14 protein-coding genes are annotated in these 18,547 nt (G+C 41.7%); all 14 read right to left on the reverse strand.

All coding sequences use genetic code 11. The features are described 5' to 3' along the window. Window positions 1-373: 373 nt before the first annotated feature. The 14 genes from BT112_RS03000 to BT112_RS03065 all read right to left on the reverse strand — a co-directional run bounded on the left by BT112_RS03000 (window position 374) and on the right by BT112_RS03065 (window position 17,704). Window positions 374-874: a hypothetical protein gene (locus BT112_RS03000; protein ID WP_072315876.1), complete on the reverse strand. Its 501-nt coding sequence runs from the start codon at window positions 872-874 to the stop codon at window positions 374-376. 69 nt (window positions 875-943) lie between these two features. Further along, on the reverse strand, window positions 944-4,759 hold the full coding sequence (locus BT112_RS03005; protein ID WP_072315877.1) for a DUF6443 domain-containing protein: 3,816 nt from the start codon (window positions 4,757-4,759) through the stop codon (window positions 944-946). Next, window positions 4,734-7,877, reverse strand: coding sequence for a hypothetical protein (locus tag BT112_RS03010; protein ID WP_072315878.1), 3,144 nt, complete (start codon window positions 7,875-7,877; stop codon window positions 4,734-4,736). The genes BT112_RS03005 and BT112_RS03010 overlap by 26 nt, the downstream gene beginning before the upstream one ends. An 886-nt stretch (window positions 7,878-8,763) precedes the next feature. After that, the gene (locus BT112_RS03015; protein ID WP_072315879.1) at window positions 8,764-9,327 is read right to left on the reverse strand and encodes a tail fiber protein; all 564 of its coding nucleotides are present in this window, start codon (window positions 9,325-9,327) and stop codon (window positions 8,764-8,766) included. A gap of 138 nt (window positions 9,328-9,465) precedes the next feature. Further along, the gene (locus BT112_RS03020) at window positions 9,466-9,675 is read right to left on the reverse strand and encodes a hypothetical protein (protein WP_072315880.1); all 210 of its coding nucleotides are present in this window, start codon (window positions 9,673-9,675) and stop codon (window positions 9,466-9,468) included. Window position 9,676: 1 nt separating this feature from the next. Beyond that, window positions 9,677-10,597 (reverse strand): hypothetical protein, encoded by a 921-nt coding sequence (locus BT112_RS03025; protein WP_072315881.1) that lies wholly within the window; start codon window positions 10,595-10,597, stop codon window positions 9,677-9,679. Between the two features lie 330 nt (window positions 10,598-10,927). Next, window positions 10,928-12,103, reverse strand: a complete 1,176-nt coding sequence (locus tag BT112_RS03030; protein ID WP_072315882.1) for a type II secretion system F family protein — start codon at window positions 12,101-12,103, stop codon at window positions 10,928-10,930. 35 nt (window positions 12,104-12,138) lie between these two features. Further along, on the reverse strand, window positions 12,139-12,609 hold the full coding sequence (locus tag BT112_RS03035) for a PulJ/GspJ family protein (protein ID WP_072315883.1): 471 nt from the start codon (window positions 12,607-12,609) through the stop codon (window positions 12,139-12,141). Next, window positions 12,590-12,982 (reverse strand): hypothetical protein, encoded by a 393-nt coding sequence (locus tag BT112_RS03040; RefSeq protein WP_072315884.1) that lies wholly within the window; start codon window positions 12,980-12,982, stop codon window positions 12,590-12,592. Before BT112_RS03040 ends, BT112_RS03035 begins: the two co-directional genes overlap by 20 nt. Further along, window positions 12,970-14,289 carry a hypothetical protein gene (locus BT112_RS03045; RefSeq protein ID WP_139275963.1) on the reverse strand — a complete coding sequence of 440 codons (1,320 nt, stop codon included), beginning with the start codon at window positions 14,287-14,289 and terminating at the stop codon, window positions 12,970-12,972. Before BT112_RS03045 ends, BT112_RS03040 begins: the two co-directional genes overlap by 13 nt. A gap of 34 nt (window positions 14,290-14,323) precedes the next feature. After that, window positions 14,324-14,800 carry a hypothetical protein gene (locus tag BT112_RS03050; RefSeq protein ID WP_072315886.1) on the reverse strand — a complete coding sequence of 159 codons (477 nt, stop codon included), beginning with the start codon at window positions 14,798-14,800 and terminating at the stop codon, window positions 14,324-14,326. Between the two features lie 120 nt (window positions 14,801-14,920). Then, entirely contained in the window at window positions 14,921-15,895 is a 975-nt protein-coding gene (locus tag BT112_RS03055) for a hypothetical protein (protein ID WP_072315887.1), read from the reverse strand. 3 nt (window positions 15,896-15,898) lie between these two features. Then, window positions 15,899-16,621, reverse strand: a complete 723-nt coding sequence (locus BT112_RS03060) for a hypothetical protein (RefSeq protein ID WP_139275965.1) — start codon at window positions 16,619-16,621, stop codon at window positions 15,899-15,901. A gap of 114 nt (window positions 16,622-16,735) precedes the next feature. After that, window positions 16,736-17,704: a tail fiber protein gene (locus tag BT112_RS03065; protein ID WP_072315889.1), complete on the reverse strand. Its 969-nt coding sequence runs from the start codon at window positions 17,702-17,704 to the stop codon at window positions 16,736-16,738. Window positions 17,705-18,547: the final 843 nt, after the last annotated feature.

Below are 18,547 nucleotides of genomic sequence, written 5' to 3' on the forward strand. Positions count from 1 at the left end.
TGCCCTGGATATTTATATATATAACTGATAATGTTATCAGCACGAATATAATAGTCTTGCCTCTTTTCATTCATCGTCTTTTTTACAAATATTAGTAACGTCAATAACTTCAGATTTGGAATCTTGAGCTATCCAATAAACCGTCGCACTTGAGCGAAGCGGATGCATGAACTCCAATTTATAAAATAAGCAATACGTGAATAAACGAAACAAAATAGGCACCGGCCTTGTTAAAAAATTTGTAGTTTCTGCTCCTGTCCTAAAAAGACAAAAACTACACTATTAACGCATAGCTTTTGTTCTAAGACTCATGACTTACTCATGCCCGCCACCAGTTGCAAACTGGCGGTAGCGGGGGGACGGCCTCTTCTTATTATCTTCTTATATACCAGTTATTTTTATAGTGATTATACACATATCCCTTTCGAACTTCTTTATTAGCAGATGGACTTGCCAACCGTAATAAAATAGCGGGTTCATTTATTTTAAAGGGATTCATAAAAACATTTCCTTCTTTATCAACCTTTAACAATGATAGATCTAATTCCCTAAAGTTTTCTATTATGCTATATATTTCTTTAGAGGTAAAGTAATCTTCCATGCTTTTTTCTTCTAAAGCCGTTTTATTTATATCAATAACACTTCCTTTACTTACAGAATATTTGACAAAATAAACAGGTAAATGACCTTCTGCTTTTTCTATTATATAGACAATTTCATTACCATTTCTCTCTCTTATTCCAATAAAAGTATTTTCAAAAAGAGAGAAATCAGTTTTATCGTACTTATTTATTACAGTATCAATATCATCGTTTTTTATGACATTTTGACAGGACATAATAAAAAACAGGCTTAGTAAATACAGTGATTTCATAATAATTACCTTTTGTCTTGTTGTTTTTGTGTATCTACTGCATCTTGCAAAATTTGCCTAAATCCATTTTTACTTGAATAATAAGCTCCCAATAATAGATCTTTGATCATCTTTAGAATCCCACTGCGCTGGATAACCATTTGATTTCGAATTAATCAAACTATTACCGTGAGCAGCCATTTGAAGTGTAGAATAGTTAAAACCTAAGGTATATCCAGAAGCAGCCCATAAGTAATTTCCAAAATTCATATGATTATGAGCCATATAATCCCCTTCTGGGAGAAATAATACTGAAGATGGGTTATTTAAAGGATTAGAGCTAGCACCTTCATCTCCATAACGTGATGGTATTACTGAATATGAATAATCAAAGTCCTGCCCTCCTTTACTTTCTTTATAAAAATGAGACCAACTATCCTTATTATCAGGATCAAACGCTCCTTGTTGGGAGAGCATATCTTTTATATCCGATTCACCAACAGATATTACTTTATTTATAATTCCATCTCTAATTTGCTGAGTATCTTCTTCTGGATCTGCAAAAGAATAATTTTGCCTTGCTCCTGTTTCAGAATTTTCAATTACTAATCTATCTGGTTGGTCATTTTCATCAATCCTTACAAAATCGCCATTTTGATCAAATATAAAATCATCCAAAGGTTTCAATCCTGTTGGGTCGACATACCGGATAGGATTGTTCCAACTAAAGGCATATGGTGACTTGTCGACCTGTTCAGGGTCGTCCGCTAATGGATCAATATTCATCCATCGACCAAGTTCAGGATTATAATTCCGTGCCCCAAAATCATACGTTCCTAGACCTAAGCTCTCATCCAGTTCTTTACCGCCAAATTTCCATCGCTGGGCTATATCATTTCCAAGAGAGGAGGTTTGACCGTTATATCCTTTATGCTTTAAACCAAAGGGGTAATAATTATTCTCCTCAACAATTTCCAGTTGCGGAGCACTTGTTGTTCCTGTATTGGTGTAGGACAATCGTACATTCCCCAGGTGGTCCTTATACTGGTAAACATACGTATACGCATTGTTCTCCTTAGTCACATACCCTTCCGGGTGACTGAAAAACTGTAGTTGCCCATTCTCATAGATATACCCATTAGCATACTCCGTTGCTGTCACAGAACTTCCCTGGGTAATCTCCTTCTTTAATTTGGCTCCCGAGGCATCGTAAATATACGCAATTTTATTACTCCCGAAACTGACCTGGGTAGGAAGATTTAAATGATTATAGCTAATCCCGGTGATCCCCTTATTGGCGTCCGTCAGTAAATTGCCATTGGCATCATAGGTATAATCATTGCCCGTATTGGTCCCGTCCTTAAATCCGTAGGTCTTGTTACCACTGTCCGTTACTTTTAAAAGCTTGTTACCCGTATCATAGGTATAAGCCAGGTTGTCCATCACCCCGAAAGAAGTGGCGCCGCTGTTCAGGTGTCCCCTGCGGGTTAAGTGTTCTATATTCCCGTTCTTATCATAGGTAATACCTTCTACCGTATAACGGTCCGTCTGCCCGCTGCCGTTAAACTTCCCGGCGGTGATGCGGTTCAATGCATCATAGCTGTAGGCATAGCGTCTCATGGTATTGTCATTGCCCGTCTTCCAGTACGTCTCCGCTATGTTACCATTGTATAAAGGATCAACCACCCCGCTACGGCTCTTGTTGTAGTTGATCTGGAAGTTAAACAGCTTCCCTGAAGGATGATCTACATCGTTGATATCCGTCAGCCATCCCCGTACATTGTATGTATACGCTATGTGTTGTAAAGGGTTTTGGGGCGTATTCCCCACCTTCTTCTCCGTTAACTGCCCTAATTCATCATACACATTTTCGGCGATAAGTTCGCCGGGAATGCTGATCGAAGCACTAAAGCTGGCGCTACTGGTGGCCTTGAAATGGAAACCGGGATTTAATATAACAGAACTGCTGGCTATTTTACTCTGATGCCCTGTAAGCTGTTCGTTCAATTCGATATTCGCGGCCGAGGCTTCTTCCGTACCGCAATCGCCTCCCAGGCATTGTACTTGTTTCAAAAGCCGGCCTGCATGGTCATATTCGAAAATATCGGTAGTCACTATAGGGGCATTACTGCCCCTGGTATGGGTGGTCCGGGTTTTTAGTATCTTACCGGTAAAGTCCAGCAGGCTTTCCACCACATCGGTAGTGTTCAGGTAAGGGTTCTTGCTGGCCGTATAGATCAATCGGCCCTTGCTGTCATAGGCATTCAGGGTAGTGATCCAGTGATCGGTACCCAACACACGGACCTTACTTCCCGTGGCCAAAGTTTTGGTTTGAGTTGCCACTATTTGTCCTAACACTATGGAAGGAATAGTTAAACCTTCAAGATCAAAATTATAATCATCATAATAGCTAACTTTAAGTAGTATATATTCATCGAAATCATTAAGAGTAATATTGTATCCTTTGTAAGGTCCGCTTCCAGTATATTCAGCCTTAACAATACTGTCTCGAATATTTGTTTTTCCTTCACATATTCCTGACAATACAGACCGTCCCAAAATATCCGGAACAGAAAACAACCATCCGTTATTTATTCGTAGCCCACCATCCTGAGAAAAGATCAATTGATCCGCCCTGTCATATTCAAAATAAACCGGGGCACATCCTGGTAACTTTTTATATATACATCTTTTCAAAGCATCATATTCATAGATATAAGCACTTTCATTTAACTCTTCAGATTGTGTATTATAATTGATTTGATTTCCTTGTGATATTTCATTTTCAAATAACGCTGATAATTTAGGCGGTAAAACGAACCTCAAATTCCCCGAAGCATCATAAATATAATAAGTATCGATATTCTCATCAGCAACAACACTTCTCGATAAAACTTCTTGCCCTTTCCCATCTTTAAATATATATCTTATACTTCCATTCTCGTCTGTAATTTTAGTAACAGTGAGCATCCCTTCATTATAATAAGGCATTATTTCGGTAGTTGTAATCGAATTTCCGGACACTCCGAATAATATCGCACGCAATTCCTGTTCATCGTTATTAAGGAAATATTCATATCGCACTACTTTGCCTTCCACTTGCCAATCTTCTCCTGTAGGAAAATCCACAGCAGCACGGCTTAATGATGACATTTCATATTTTGTCTGCCTATAAGGATACTGATCTTCATATTGTGTCATCAGGTCCACTACACCTTCTCCTGAAGAAATAAAAGGAAGCCATTTTTTCGATTTTCTGTAAAACCCGTCATATTCTGTTATTGTGATTATATTTTTTCTTTTTGGGGTAAGCCCGATCTGTGTCATTTGATAAGGGGTTCCCAATCCATCATAATATTCTATATTGACCAGACTATCCTGTTCATTTTCCCGGGTGTAATTATAGGTTATTATCCTGTTTTCTGTAAGAGGTGCTTGGGTAGGATTTCCAGGAATATCAGGTTGTAACAAATCTGAAGAGGAAAAACCTCTTATTAAAATATCAGTATTCTGCAAACCAAGGAGACCGATAGACAGAATATAATTACCGGCATCCAACTCATTTTGCAATGTGATAGGGTATTCCTCTCCTCCGAAAATATTACCGTACACAGTATATACACCGTCCTCGTTCTTTACGAGTGAAATTGTTCCATCAATGTAATTATTCATGGAGGTATCGGGAAAATCAATTTGAAAGAAAAGTGGCGTAGTAATAGAAAAATGAATTTCGTCTCCCTGACTCACCACATCATTATATTCAAAGTCAGTATCGAATACGCCTATATCCATAATATTTTGCGCCTTCAAACTCCACATATTCAAAAGGAGCATAAACAAAATAAGGGCCTGTTTTTTTATTCTACTTAGTTCTACCATCTTATTCTGTTCTATATTTATATTCAAATCTTTGCAATAGATTATTTTCCCAATCGGCAACAGTCTCTAATCTCCCTGCTTTGTCATAATTATACTTTGTAGTTATCCCATCAGGTCCTGTAATCTTTATAATGCCTATAAGAGGCTCATAGGCAAATGAGGTCATGTAAGCTTTGGTTAAATTGGTTCTGAGATAGGCCATAGTTGACTCTGAAACTCCCGATCCCGACAAATACCGATTTCTTTCCGTAATACTAATACCTCCAATCATTAAAGACACTTCACTTAGTTCGATATTTTTAATCTCAGCAATCAATCTATGATTTTCCCATATACACACTACTGACATTCCATTGTTTAATAATAGATGAATTGGGTTACCAGCCGTGTCATAAGATAAAATCCTGATCTCCCGATTTAGGGTATCAACGCCTTTGGTAGCACTAAGAATTTGAGTAACAGGTTTTATTCCTGATTCTGTTTCTCCATATTCCACACGTTGAGTAATCGTGTAATCAAAATCACTTTTTACTTTTTTTATTACAGGAGATATCTGATGCCTGTTGAGCATTTCATCATATATTGCCTGTCCTTTGAAATCACGGGGGTACTCATAATGATATGTTGTGGACCCAGCAGTATAGTAGTCTTCTGTCTTTTGGGTAAGAAAAGCATGTGGGGCATCAAGATCTAAGATAGCTCCGTACTCATAAGAGGTGGTTTTCGTCAATGAAGCTTCTGCATTTTCTTCAAATTTTCTGGTCGTTGTCGAAACCAGCTTTTTCCATCCGGTGGAAACATATATATCATAGAAGTAAAAATCGTCGATAAAGAAATTTGCTCTGTAATAAACATTATCATTAATACTGGTCGTTCCGTCACTTGCGGATCCATTAACAAAATTTGGCAACAAGCCTTTTACAAAAGTACCTCTTCGCAACTTGTCGTTACGCTTAAAATACTCATATTGATTTTCAGTTTCTTCCAAGAGGGTGTATTGACCATCAAACGAATAAATACTTTTTCTCTTTAAGGTAGGATTTGTCCAATTAAGATTTATAAAATAGGGATGCCCGTTATCTTCATACATTTGAGACTGATTAAATCCTATATATTCAAAGTGCCCGTTCGAAGCAATCCACTCGTGTTGAAATTCACCCGTATTAGGAAATAAAAAATCAATTCCATACAAAGAAAGTCCCCCCATAAGTCTAGCGTTATTTTGAACGGAATATTCGCTTAGTACCGGAGTATTATCAAATTCATATACAGTTTTTAGCTGCTTAGCCTGATCATTAATATCAGCTATATTTTCTTCAACCTTTCCATATCGGTATTGATATAAATTCATAGCTCCAATATTACTTGGAGAAGAGCTGTATCTTTTATGATAAGATGTTCTTGGTTTTAGATCAAGTGTTATTGGAGGGTGATGAGTTTGAGATACATCCAAAATGAGGCTTCTCTCATAAGATGTACTTTTGAATGTTATGTAGCCACCATATTCTTCCATTGGAGTGTATACACCCGAGTATGTATATTTCGTTTTTTTTAGTGTTCTTCCCTCGTTATTTCCATCGGAAGATTTTATCTCTTTAATCCTCAAAGCCGGAGATCTTGGTACCTCTCCTTCATGTGCATCATATATAAATTCGGTTTCTCCTCCAGTGACATATTTAATCTTTTTTAATGTATATGTTCTTGCGTGTTGAAAGGAAAAGTTCCTATTCGCAGGATCCAGGCTGATCGTAGTAAATGTATTTTCCGGCAAATAAGGTAATAAAGACATATTGTTCGATGCTCCATTATAATATCCACATAAATCCTGCTGATAATACCCCCACCCTTCCGAAGGAATACCATTGATCAAGGAGGCATAGTCCGGCATTTCCATAGACTCATAATAATCAAACGAATAGGAATCATATACCTGATCAGCTTCATCCAGGAATTGTACCGATTCCAATTTTAATCTTTTACTATGAAAATAATGATCATTATTAAATTTCATTTTTTTTATTACCTCCCCGGCATTGTTACGGATAGATAACATCCCCAATCGATATGTTCTTCTATCTGTTCTGTCATTTTCGTAATCGAATAAAACTTCTCCTTCAGAAAAACTTATTCTCTTTAATAACGGGGTTTCGGATTCCCTGATCGAGGTAGTCAGCCCTCTTGTATGATTGTAAGGTACAGGAATACTACTTAGGATTATATCATTAGAATAAGAATACATATCACTCACAGTGTAATCCACAGCCATTTCTCCATCCATATACTCAAAATCTATATAGCTATTACCATCTGCAGACTCTATTCGAGTTAAATACCATGCCGTAATTACTGTATAAGGATCTCTACTACTGGTAGAATACCTATCCGTAACTCCCCCTGCCCCGGTATGTTCCGAATAAAGCGATGCGGTTATAGAATGAATAGTTGAGCGTTCTACAGCTTGAAAAGAATAAGAAGTTCCGTCAGGAGTTATAATTTTAAAACCAGAACTATCCGGTATATGAATATTATCCGAAAGGTTTATTATCTTATTATCCGTATATGGATATTGACTGACTTTCCAATCCGCCAAAAAGAAGCTCCCCCCGTTTTTATCAAAGTAGTAATTGTAAATATCTCTTTCTTTGTCAGGCTCATCCAGAGTGTTACTCCCATTTCTAGGAAAAACACTTTGGTTTAATAACGTCCACATACTGTGTTCATATCCGCCTCCTGCATGTTGATATCCCTGATTGCGAATTGAATCTGCAGGAGGGAACTCAAAGTTACCTCTATCCGGAATTCCCATCACTGTTCGGTTAATTACCCCTCCGCCATTTAGTGTCCATCCCAATCCAACTGAATTCGCAACTTCATCAACTTTTATACCTCCGGCATAATAAGAAAGATTTATAGGTAAAGTAAGTTCTCCAGAGTTAATAATATACAAAGGCACCGATATATCCGGAACTCCAGTATTATATGAAACAGGATATTCTCCATATTTTAATATAGCTGAAGCTTCAGGTGTAGGTGGCACCTTATAAGGATTGTCTATTCGAAGTATATCATCATTTTGTTGACCATTAGCATATAGAATACTCATGCCATATACAAACCAAATTATGCGATTTTTAAATAAAAACATATTATTGTTACAGTTGATAAGAGGATTTTTTTACAGTTAATAGTTGAGCCAAATACATTAAACATCCTTACACTTCTATCAGATGTCAAAAAAACAGCATTAATCTTGCTCTAGAGCCCTAAAGATATTCCTTAACTATTTTAATCTATTTATAATTTATTCTGTATGTATATATCGATTCACTTATACTTTTTCTGCTTATCCTCGTTCCATCATAAATGCATTCATCAAAGAATCCTTTTAACTATTCAAGGGCCAAACAAAGCATAGATTATAAAAAGATTTATTCCATCTTTATGATTTTTTCATGTAAAATTTGAACAAAAAGCAATTACCAAAATGGATAAACATCCACTTACCCCACTATACCAAATACTTTATATCAAGCATTTTTATTGAGGATAAAGCAAAGATCACCAAATTTGATATGACATTATTTTTCAAATGATAATAAAATGCAGATGGAATATAGATGAAGAAAGTAGTTTCTATCCATAAGAAAGTTTTTAAAAGTTGGTTCGATTAGATTTTAAGCATACGTTTAACAAATCAATTGTTCTAATATGCCTTCGCATCTAAATATAGTAAATAATTCTTTTCTGAAAAGATATTTGGATAATTATGCTCAATTTATACGCCGGATTTTTTTCCGAAATCTCCTAAAAAAATGTTTACAACATTTTTGAATATCCCAGACTTATACTAAAGTAACTGTATTAGTAGTTTTAATATATCCTTCCGGATTATCATCGCGGAATATCTCTATACTTTCCTAAAGAAGCCGTTTCCGGGGAGGGCGGAATAATCCTTGGAAAGGAGACTTCTTCCTGGATATATAGAATACTACACAAGATATTCTATATTAATAAAATAATTGACTTTCTCATTATTTATTCTTCTTTAGCTTTTCGATTTCTTTTTGTTGGCGCTCATTTTCTTCTTTTAATCCTATTACGTATAACGTCAACTCCTCTACCTTTTCCAGCAACTTCAGGTTCATTTCCTTCAGGTTTACGCCATCGGTTTCCATCTGCTTTGCGGAAGGAATACCCGGAAGATGGCGGTTTTCCCGAATGTAGCGTGCTACTTCGTCCAGTGCGGGAAGCTGGTAATTTTCTTCGAAAACATAATCGGGAGCCACAAAACCATCGAGGTCTACCTTTACTTCTTTGGTGTGTATTTTTCCGTTTACGGTCAGCTCGGCATCCGGGGCATGGGTCCCTATGCCTACATTACCGGAGAAAACGGACTTCTGATCATCGTGATAACTGGAATTATCGGGCTGGTAATCTTCTATGGTACTATAAATTTCTTCATGCAAAACCGTATTCTGTTGCATATTATAAAAGGGGACCATCTTCATAGCGTCTGCCCCGGTAGATTTCGTCCATCCTATAAAATGAAAACCGCCACTATACCTGGAAGCGCGATACGGAGGTTCTACGGCCATGTAAAGTACCCCGTTATACCGTACTTTTTTGAGTTTCCAGTACTCGCCTTCCGTATTTACTGTTCCTGTCAGACTTCCGTTGGTATGATTATACCCCGAACTGGTGTTGATCTCCGCGGTATTATTACGATCGTATCCCTAAACCCTGGTCGCAAGTAAGGTACCGGTAGCATAGTTTTTAGCTATAATTTCTCCGTCATAAATGGCATGAAGCAAAATTACACATCTTGTGTAATCCTGGTTGCCTGGCATTACAACGGACTTGTAATTTGCAGGTGCGATATCCGTAATTGTTTGTGCCGCTATAAAAAACGGAACCACGAACAGTATCCATAAAATTTTTCTCATCTCACTGTTTTTTTAACTGTACTATTTCGGACTCTAATCGCTGTATTCGCTTTTCCTGGGCGATGGTGTACAGCATGAGTTCTTCTATTTTCTGTAAAAGTTTTGCATTCATTTCCCCGATGCGGATACCGTTTTCCGCGACTTCTTTTGCTGCGGGAATGTCCTGCAGGTGCCCGTTTTCGCGGATATGAGCTTCGACCTCCTGTAAGGTAGGCAGGTCGTACCCTTCTTCAAAAACAAAGTCGCTCCAGCCGTCCAGGTCTACTTTAACTTCTTTGGTGTGGATGTGCCCGTTGACCGATAATTCCGCATCGGGATTCGTCGTGTTTATCCCTACCCTCCCTGCATTATTGACTACGAAAGGAATATGATCCAGGGTCCCGTCATAGTTACGATCGGTCCTAACCGCAAAAGCATCTTTGGCATCATTACCGTAAATATCCACTACAAAGTGTCCCATGTTCCTGCCCCTGATCCCGGCAGCCTCACCGGTTGCTCCGGGGTTGAGATCGGTTACGAAAAGTCTGGGGCTGATCAGGGTTCCGCCGGATCCTCCCAGCCGTAAGTTTCCCTCAACATCCAGCATTTCCTCGGGAGCTGTGGTACCGATCCCCACCTTACCATTATTGAGGATAACCATACGCTCTTCTGCTCCGGCACTGTTTGCGGTAGTTTTAAAAATAATCTTACCGGACTTGGTATTATTGTTTTCCAGTTCTATCTCGGCCCGCGTAAAACCATCGTTCACTACGCCCATACGCAGTGTTCTTTCTGAGGTAAGCCCCTGCAAAAAATAGGTTCCCCATGTACCTTCGGGGATGCTCCCCTCGGAAGGGAAGGAACTTTCATTGGCATTGGGCACCTGGGCATATCCTATAGCGGTAATGATACCGGTAAAGGAAATAAGTAGTGTTTTTTTCATATTATTTGTATTTAAAACCGGTTAATTCTATGATTTTCAAATATTTTCATTCGTATACATTCTTTTTAAAATTATGTGCTGTTCACGAAAAATGCATCATACCCCGCTGCATCTTTTAGAAAACAGGGTGTTTTTCATAACCATAGGTTGTGCTGCACCTGTAGTACACAATCGTATAGCCCTGTGCCCATGGCATGGGATATACCAGATCTGAGTACGGGGAAAGTACGATAACGATCCGGGCATACGGATTTTTTCTGTGGCAAAGTAAATTTTTATTTCACGGGCCCATCAGTTTTATATTTCTGTAACACCTCTAAAGCTGCCGGGCTACCCTCCCAACACACTGCTCAGACGGAACATCGGCAGGTACATGGCTATCAGGATAACCCCTACGATTATGCCTACGAACAGGATAATAAAGGGTTCCATCATCGTCGATAGCATTTTCGATTTTTGCTGTACTTCGGTATGATATTGCCGGTTCAGGCGTTCGAATATAAATTCGGTCTGGTTGGTTTCTTCCGCCACTTTTACCAGCGCTACCATTTTATGATCGAAAATACGGGCTGTAGCCATACTTTCACTCAGGCTTTTCCCTTGCAGGATAGATGCTTCTACCTGTTCCAGCGCCTCTTGCAAAGGATAGAAACTTATCATCTTTTTTACGAGTCGTATACTGTTTACTACAGGCACCCTGGAGGCTGTCAGTAACGATACCGCCTGTGTGAACTGGGCCAGGTACACATTCTTCACAAAGGGCCCTATAAAAGGTAATTTCAGTATTATGCGGTCTTTGGTCTTTTGGTACCACACTTTCCCGGTCAGGGTTTTACGAAACACCAGAAAGACCAGGACAAGTCCTGCGAAAATCCAGCCTTTTCCCTGGCTGAAATCGGACAACCGAATAATAAACCGGGTAATTCCGGGCAATTCCACATGATTCTGGATAAAGATATCCTGGAACATAGGAACGACAAACCGAAGCATAAAAACAACAACCAGCACCGCCGTGGTCAGAATAATCACCGGGTACATCAATGCACTGACCAGGTTTCTGCGCTGTTCGTTCTTTCTGAAGAAAAAGCTGCCGAGCTCTTCGGTAACACGATCCAGGGTTCCGGTTTCTTCTCCTATCTTCAGAGAATGGTATTCGTATTCGGTAAACTCCTTCCTGCCCCTGATACTCTCCGAAAAGTCCTTCCCGGAAACCAGTTGCCCGATCAGCGTTTCGTAAAATGTTTCGAGATTTTTCTTTTTCTGGTTCTCTTTAATGAGCGTCAGGGCTTCCTTGAGGGTAATTCCCGCTTTGAGCAATACACTCACTTCGGTATAAAAATCTTCTTTGCGTTTATTGGAAAACGTACTGCCGAAAATGGTGATCTCTTTTTGTAATAACCCGGACATGCCTTTACCCTCCGCGCTGCGGGCCGTTGTGCTGTTATCGCCCGGCTTACTGCCCGGAGTGCGACGTGCAGCCGGGGTATGATCGAGTTTGAATGCCATAGGTATTTATATTATCATAAGTTCTTTATCGTACACTATTCCATATATTGTGCGGCGTCGTTTTCTTTTCGGATAAACAATTTCTTATTCGCCATACTGTCCGGGGCGGTTTGGAAATACAAGGCATCTATACGCCCCCCGGATACTTCCCTCCCATCCATAAAAAATGTCTTTGCCCGGAAAGCGATAGCAAAGGTGTCCGTTAGTTTGACTATCTTATCCGCATACAGGACATAGCTGACAGAATCGAGTTCGGTCCTGCATTTTATTTCATCTGTTTGAGGGAGATACCGGATGTCCTGGTACCGGTTAAAGTCTATCCATAACGATTGTTCCAGCAGTTCCAGCTCGGTTTCTCCGGAAAAATTAGTCGCTATTCCCTGGAGTTGCCTCTGTACGAGTCCCAGTACCGTAAAGGCCATAGCAACCACAATGGTCGTTACGGCGAGGGCCACGATCATTTCGCTCAGGGTGAATGACGGTATTTTAGTGCGATGGTGCTTCATTCCTAACGACAACCTTACGTGTTATTATCCTGTCTGTACCTGTTTCACGGGCCTGCAGGGTGATCTCTTTATACAATCCGCCGGAAGAACGGTATGTCCCCACACTACCGGGGCGGTCCTGCGAAGCCGATATGATCCAGTTTCCCGCTTCTTCATCATACGGGACCTTAATACGGTGACGGCTGATAGTATATGACAATTCTTCCAGCCGCATATCGATGTTACGGGTATTTTCTTTTAAACTCCCGGAGAAGAGATTATTCAGGATGAGGCTCGTCACCATAAAGATCACTACAATAAGCACCGTAGCCACCAGGGTTTCCATCAGCGTAGAAGCCCGGACCGAGGGGTATTTTTTTTTCAGTAGAGCCATTTTGCAACTCCTTTCTCCCTGTTTTCCATAAGCAGTCCCACGTATTCCGGGACCAGTTCGTCTGCCGTAATCACCGCATCGTACAAGTGGTTCTGATAGATGGAACCGGCCTGCATGGCTATAAAATTCCCGGTATAGACACCTCCCGATACCTTACCTTTCAATTCGGTATTCTGGTTGCAGTAAAGCTCTCCGTACAGCCGTACCCCTTCGTCTATAACTACCTGAGGGGTATAATTGTTTTCTTTTTCCGCTCCCTTAAACAGCACTACGCCTTTCAGGACAGAGCCTTTACCTACTGTTATACCGTTCGTCACTTGCTGTGTATCCTCCCCCGAATAATTTATGGTATTACTGCCTGTCGTCTGCTCTTCGTTCTCCCACACCACCAGGGCCGAAGGGTATCCGAACTCGCATTGTTCCCCTGCACGGATACTTTTGGTGGCTATAGCCTGGAAAGTCCCCCTGGTGCCGTCGCTGATCTCTATTTCCGGAGCTACAAGGAGCACATCTTTCAGTACCGTACTTTTATCGACAACAATCCTTTCTCCGCTGTATATCGCTATATTACCGCGGAGTTTCAGGCCCTGCAGCCGCAAAACACCGGGGGCATAGATATACCTGGTCTCTTCCGAAAAGGAATTTCCGTACAGCTGTCCCGGTTTTGGGGAAACTATATATTTTTCATCCCAGGTATAATGTCCCCGGCTCAGTGCTGCAAGGTGTTCCGAAAGTGCTTCGGGAAGGTCGGGTAAGGCCGATGTACTTTGTCCGGTTTTCCCGTCCGTCAATGCTCCGCCGTAATACGAGTGCCCCGAGATGTTACCGGTTTTTATTCCGGCTTCGGGAAGGAAGGTTTTTCCTTGTATGCGGGTATGTCCCACCACAACCAGGGGACGATGATTATCTTTGAGGTACAGGGCCGGTCTTTCCGAAGGATAGGTATATCCACCTACCAGCGCAAGACGGGTAAATTTTTTATTTTTCACCTGTGCTACGGCAGCTGTTTTTTCCAGTACACCCCAGTAATTCACAGCAACCTTGAGATTTTTATACGGGGTTTCCGGAAATTCGAGATTTACGGAATCCTGTAACGGCAGGGTTTCGGACAGCGCATAGGCTATTCCGTAACCGGCGGTCCTCACCGCTTCGGTCACCATACCGGATTGTTTCTTAAAAAACGTTCTTGTCGCGACAAGCATTACAAAGGCAGCCAATAAAACGGCGACTACCACCCCGATAAAAACAACAAACTGCAGGGCCCCGGAAACCATTTTTTCTTGCCATATTTTTTTTAGTCCTTGCATCTGATGTCGCTTACATATAACCGTATATCCCGGGTCAGTTTTGCCCCGTTACCCTAATTGTTCTTCGTTTCCTGTTATGTTCGATGGTGATTGTCCCCCGATCTCCCTTTACCAGTTTTATATGGTTGATCTCATCGCCAACACGCATGAGCTGTTGTACGCCATCGATCTGTACGAAATATATTTTTTCTCTCGACCGGTCATCTTTTACCATTCCGTAATAAGACACCGGTATTTCAATCTCCGGAACGGCCTTTTTCTGAGGAACGGGTTGGGTTACGGCCTTTTTCACAGGTTTATACAGGGTACCCAGAAAAGGGTCGCGCTCGTGAACAGTGATGTCAAAACGCAACTGTTTTTTTACCTTTTCGGGATGAAAAGATACTTTTGCAGCAGCCTGTTCCGTGGTTTCCTGTGCCGGGTTTATGGTCTGGAGTATTTTATACCCTATGAGCCCCCAGATAGCGAGCACGGCAAGGAGTAATATATAAGTATTTCGTTTGTTTTTCATAAGCAAAAGATCCTGTTCAACCGATCTTAAGACCATGTGGTAAAAGTGAACACCTTCATGTGCAGTATCTGAAACCCGACCGTCATCATCCGGAATTCATTTGCCGTACCTCATACGTCATCAATTGATGGTAAAACTATAAGTCTCCGAAATTTCGCCTTCGTTCCCCGCCCTGTCAAAACCTTTTACATTCCAGTAATACGTCCCTTTCTCCAGGGTCTTCGTAAACGTTTTGTCCGTGACTTCTTCTTCGTCTACAAGGTTCTGCAGGCTATCGTCACTGTATATATATATCGTATCGTATTCCGGGCTTCCCGTAACAGCCGTCCGGCTCCAGGTAAAGGTAATTTCGGTATCGGTCGTGGTACGCTCATCTGCCGGGGCCGTGAGTTCCGGGGTATTGGGCGGCGTAAGGTCGACCAGCAGTTCCCTCGAACTGTACAACGTGCTTTCCGTTTCTTTTTCCGCACGTACCTGCCAGGTAAAACTTCCCTCCGGGAAAGTGACTTCGAGCGCGGTTTCGGTAATTTCCTCTTCCTGTATCGTGCCCCCTTCTGCGGTAAGGACCTGCAGGCGGTATCCCGTAGCTTCCGCTATGGCTCCCCAGGACAGGGTTACCTCCGCCTGGTTGGTGACGAAATTGTCATCGGGCGCATTGAGTATTACCGTATTTCCCGAAAAATCATCACTTTCCGTAAGTACGAAATGATGGGTCGTAAAAGGAGTCTCATACCCGCTGTTCACGGCCTTTACCCTCCACGCATAGCTATTGGGCAGCATTTCTTTGGAAAATGTTGTGGGCAGAGGATTGCCCAGGGTATCTTTTTGTATGGTCCGGTCTATAACAACCTGTGACGCATTGGGAAAATCAGGAGTGGCAACCTGTAACACATAGGCTTCCGCATCTTCTACGGGCTCCCAGGTAAATGTAACTGCATTGCCCCGTACGGTAACCCCTTCGGCCGGGGCCGTAAGTACAACTTCTTCCTCCGAAATATCGGGCACCTCCATAATATCATCACATCCTGTCCCTGTTAAAAACAAACCGCAACACATGGCCAGGTATCCCGATCTCCAAACTGATTCTCGAAGCATAAGCTATAATTTAAAATAATTTACTTTCTTTTTCACTTTAGAAGCCTTTTTATAGGTTCCGGCGGGACAACGCTGATCTTCCTCGACTATATCTTTGATCTCCAGGCGGTGTCTCGGGTTCTCTCCCCAACAGAAAAAGGACAGCCCATAGGCAAAAATATCCATGTCTTCCATACGTACCTTAAGAATGGTTTTGTCCCTGTTGTTGATCTCGAGATAATATTTACTGATATCGGGGTCATACACCAGGAAAACACTCTCTGCATTGCTTATGGCCTGTACGTGTACGCCATGCAACGCTGCGGCTACGGACGTCACCATAAAGGCTCCGGTACGGGTCTTCAGGTAGTCGAGAAGGTCCGGGTCCTCGTTGAGCATCGCGGTGTGGTTGACATGGTCTATGAGTTCCAGCGCGATGTATTCCGGTTTGTCCGGAAGGGAATCTATATACTGCAACTGCATGCGGTTATATGGCGAGGTGTTCTCATAGGCATTGAACTTCCGCTTATTAAAGGTATGTTTCACCGCTTTTACACGGACCTTCCTGTCCAGCTTGGGCGTAGTGGTGATCGTAAAACGATCGTACGGATAATAATCTTCGTGCAGCCCTATGGTGCCGAGTTCAACGGGTGCGGTTGTCGTACGTTGCAACTGGTTATTGACCGTGACACTTTTACACCCAATGTGCAACGCAATAAGTAAAAAAAAGCAGATCTTTTTAGTCATAAAAATATGTTTAATGCTCCGGAACACCTTCCGGGTAAAAATAAGCATTTTCTCCCAGGTTACGGTTTTCCTCCCGAAAAGTCATCGCAGGTAAAACCGGAGGACGGCATGCGGTTATTGTCTTAGTTGCCTGATCTCGTCGAGGAGTTCTGCCATAGTGTTGTCCTGTTTGCGGTTTTCCTCTTTCAGTTCCAGAACATAAAGCGTCAGTTCTTCGACTTTTTCAAGTAGTTTCAGGTTCATTTCCTTGAGCTTTATACCCTCTTTTTCCATTTGCTTTGCGGAAGGAACTCCCGGTAAATGTCCTTTTTCCCTGATATGTCCTTGTACCTCTTCCAGCGATAGCAGGTAATAATCTTCTGCAAACACATAATCCGGGGCCACGGCACCATTCAGATCCACCTTAACCTCACGCGTATGAATATTTCCGTTTACGGTGAGTCTGGCATCCGGCTGCAGGGTGCCTATCCCTACATAACCGTTATTTCGTAGCACCATCAGGTCATCAGCGCCATCTTCTCCTATTTTCCTGAATTTTACGATATCGCCGTTACTTGTTCCGATATGTAAAGTTCCGTTGCTATATATCTCGTTGGCATCCATGATAAGTGAACTGCTGCCATTGGTGATAGTTACGGTACTCTTCTCCGGGCTCCAGTGCGAACCGATCGTCTGCGAACCCGTGACCTGCAGCGAAGAAACCGGATCTGATGTACCGATACCCACCTTCCCGTTTCCTTTGACAACCATTCTCCGTAAGATGCTCCCGGTTTCGTTCTGTCCGGTACGGAAAAACAGATCCCTGTCCGTTCTTCCCGCTGCCGTAGGGTAAACATCTATATACAGGTTTTTATGATTGGTCCCCGGATCGTCACCGGAAATATAATTACCGGATCCGTCCGAACGGAGCTGTATAAAATTGCTGCCCCCGACACCTCGTATAAACTTTGTGTCTCCTTTCACTTCAAGTTTGACAGCAGGAGATGGTATTCCTATTCCGACATTACCGGATTCCGGAAAGGTATTGCTCTGCCCGGAAAGGTACAGGGGAAACAACATAAGAAAAAGTAAAGTTTTCTTCATAGTCCTTATATATCTTGTTTTTGTATTATTAAGTTCATCAAGAGTGATGTGGTTCTAAAAAAAACTTCATCCGGGCACCTGACCATAATTTCCGGCCTGCCGGCCAGGCATGAAACGACCAAAAGCGAGTTTATGATTTCCCGGGGATCTGATTGCCCGGAAACAAAAGGAATACCGCCATTACCGGTAACGCTCCTGTTCCTGCTTATTCCAAACCGGAATATCCGGTCTTATCCTGCTTGTACTCTTATATCCCGGGGGTGGGGAAGAACGGATACCGGTATCCTCAGCGAACGATCTTATGCTCCCCGGGGCCGGCTCCTTTTACCGTACAATGATAAGGCAAAAAAGTACTTTATACAAATTGTTATCTGTCCTATTTCTACACGCATATCAATTTTTAGAGAAAAAAAACGGATTCCGGCCTGTATTTTCTCCCGGTGTCCTTCGACTTCGCTTCGGGTCTCCTTCGGAAAAAGGGATGTTTTTCCGAAGGAGACCCGAAGAAGACCCGAACAAGACCCGAAGGAAACAGGTTTTGCCCCGGACAAAAGCGGACAGAAACGGACAAAAGCGCCACTGTTGTAAAAATGTGCCGGAAAGCAGACGTGTCTAAGAAAGGGAAGTTATCAGCCTTCCTCCTGCTCACTCTTTCAACATCATATATCTTATTCGTTTTTAGAAAATTCTATCCAATGGATGGGGGAATTACCTTAGAATGCTCAGCAACCTACGCCGGAACACCCAGCCGCCTATATCTTGTTAAAATTCAGATTTTCAATGCTGTACATCCATTTATAAGGCTTTAACTACGAACTAAAGCATTGAGTTCATGGGTTACCC

It is taken from the genome of Sinomicrobium oceani (assembly GCF_900119185.1).
Classification (GTDB): Bacteria; Bacteroidota; Bacteroidia; order Flavobacteriales; family Flavobacteriaceae; genus Sinomicrobium; species Sinomicrobium oceani.

Coding starts and splice junctions, on each gene's coding strand:
- BT112_RS03000 (WP_072315876.1), bottom strand. CDS start 874: ATGAAATCACTGTATTTACTAAGCCTGTTTTTTATTATGTCCTGTCAA.
- BT112_RS03010 (WP_072315878.1), bottom strand. CDS start 7,877: ATGTTTTTATTTAAAAATCGCATAATTTGGTTTGTATATGGCATGAGT.
- BT112_RS03015 (WP_072315879.1), bottom strand. CDS start 9,327: ATGGCCGTAGAACCTCCGTATCGCGCTTCCAGGTATAGTGGCGGTTTT.
- BT112_RS03020 (WP_072315880.1), bottom strand. CDS start 9,675: ATGAGAAAAATTTTATGGATACTGTTCGTGGTTCCGTTTTTTATAGCG.
- BT112_RS03025 (WP_072315881.1), bottom strand. CDS start 10,597: ATGAAAAAAACACTACTTATTTCCTTTACCGGTATCATTACCGCTATA.
- BT112_RS03030 (WP_072315882.1), bottom strand. CDS start 12,103: ATGGCATTCAAACTCGATCATACCCCGGCTGCACGTCGCACTCCGGGC.
- BT112_RS03035 (WP_072315883.1), bottom strand. CDS start 12,609: ATGAAGCACCATCGCACTAAAATACCGTCATTCACCCTGAGCGAAATG.
- BT112_RS03040 (WP_072315884.1), bottom strand. CDS start 12,982: ATGGCTCTACTGAAAAAAAAATACCCCTCGGTCCGGGCTTCTACGCTG.
- BT112_RS03045 (WP_139275963.1), bottom strand. CDS start 14,289: ATGCAAGGACTAAAAAAAATATGGCAAGAAAAAATGGTTTCCGGGGCC.
- BT112_RS03050 (WP_072315886.1), bottom strand. CDS start 14,800: ATGAAAAACAAACGAAATACTTATATATTACTCCTTGCCGTGCTCGCT.
- BT112_RS03055 (WP_072315887.1), bottom strand. CDS start 15,895: ATGCTTCGAGAATCAGTTTGGAGATCGGGATACCTGGCCATGTGTTGC.
- BT112_RS03060 (WP_139275965.1), bottom strand. CDS start 16,621: ATGACTAAAAAGATCTGCTTTTTTTTACTTATTGCGTTGCACATTGGG.
- BT112_RS03065 (WP_072315889.1), bottom strand. CDS start 17,704: ATGAAGAAAACTTTACTTTTTCTTATGTTGTTTCCCCTGTACCTTTCC.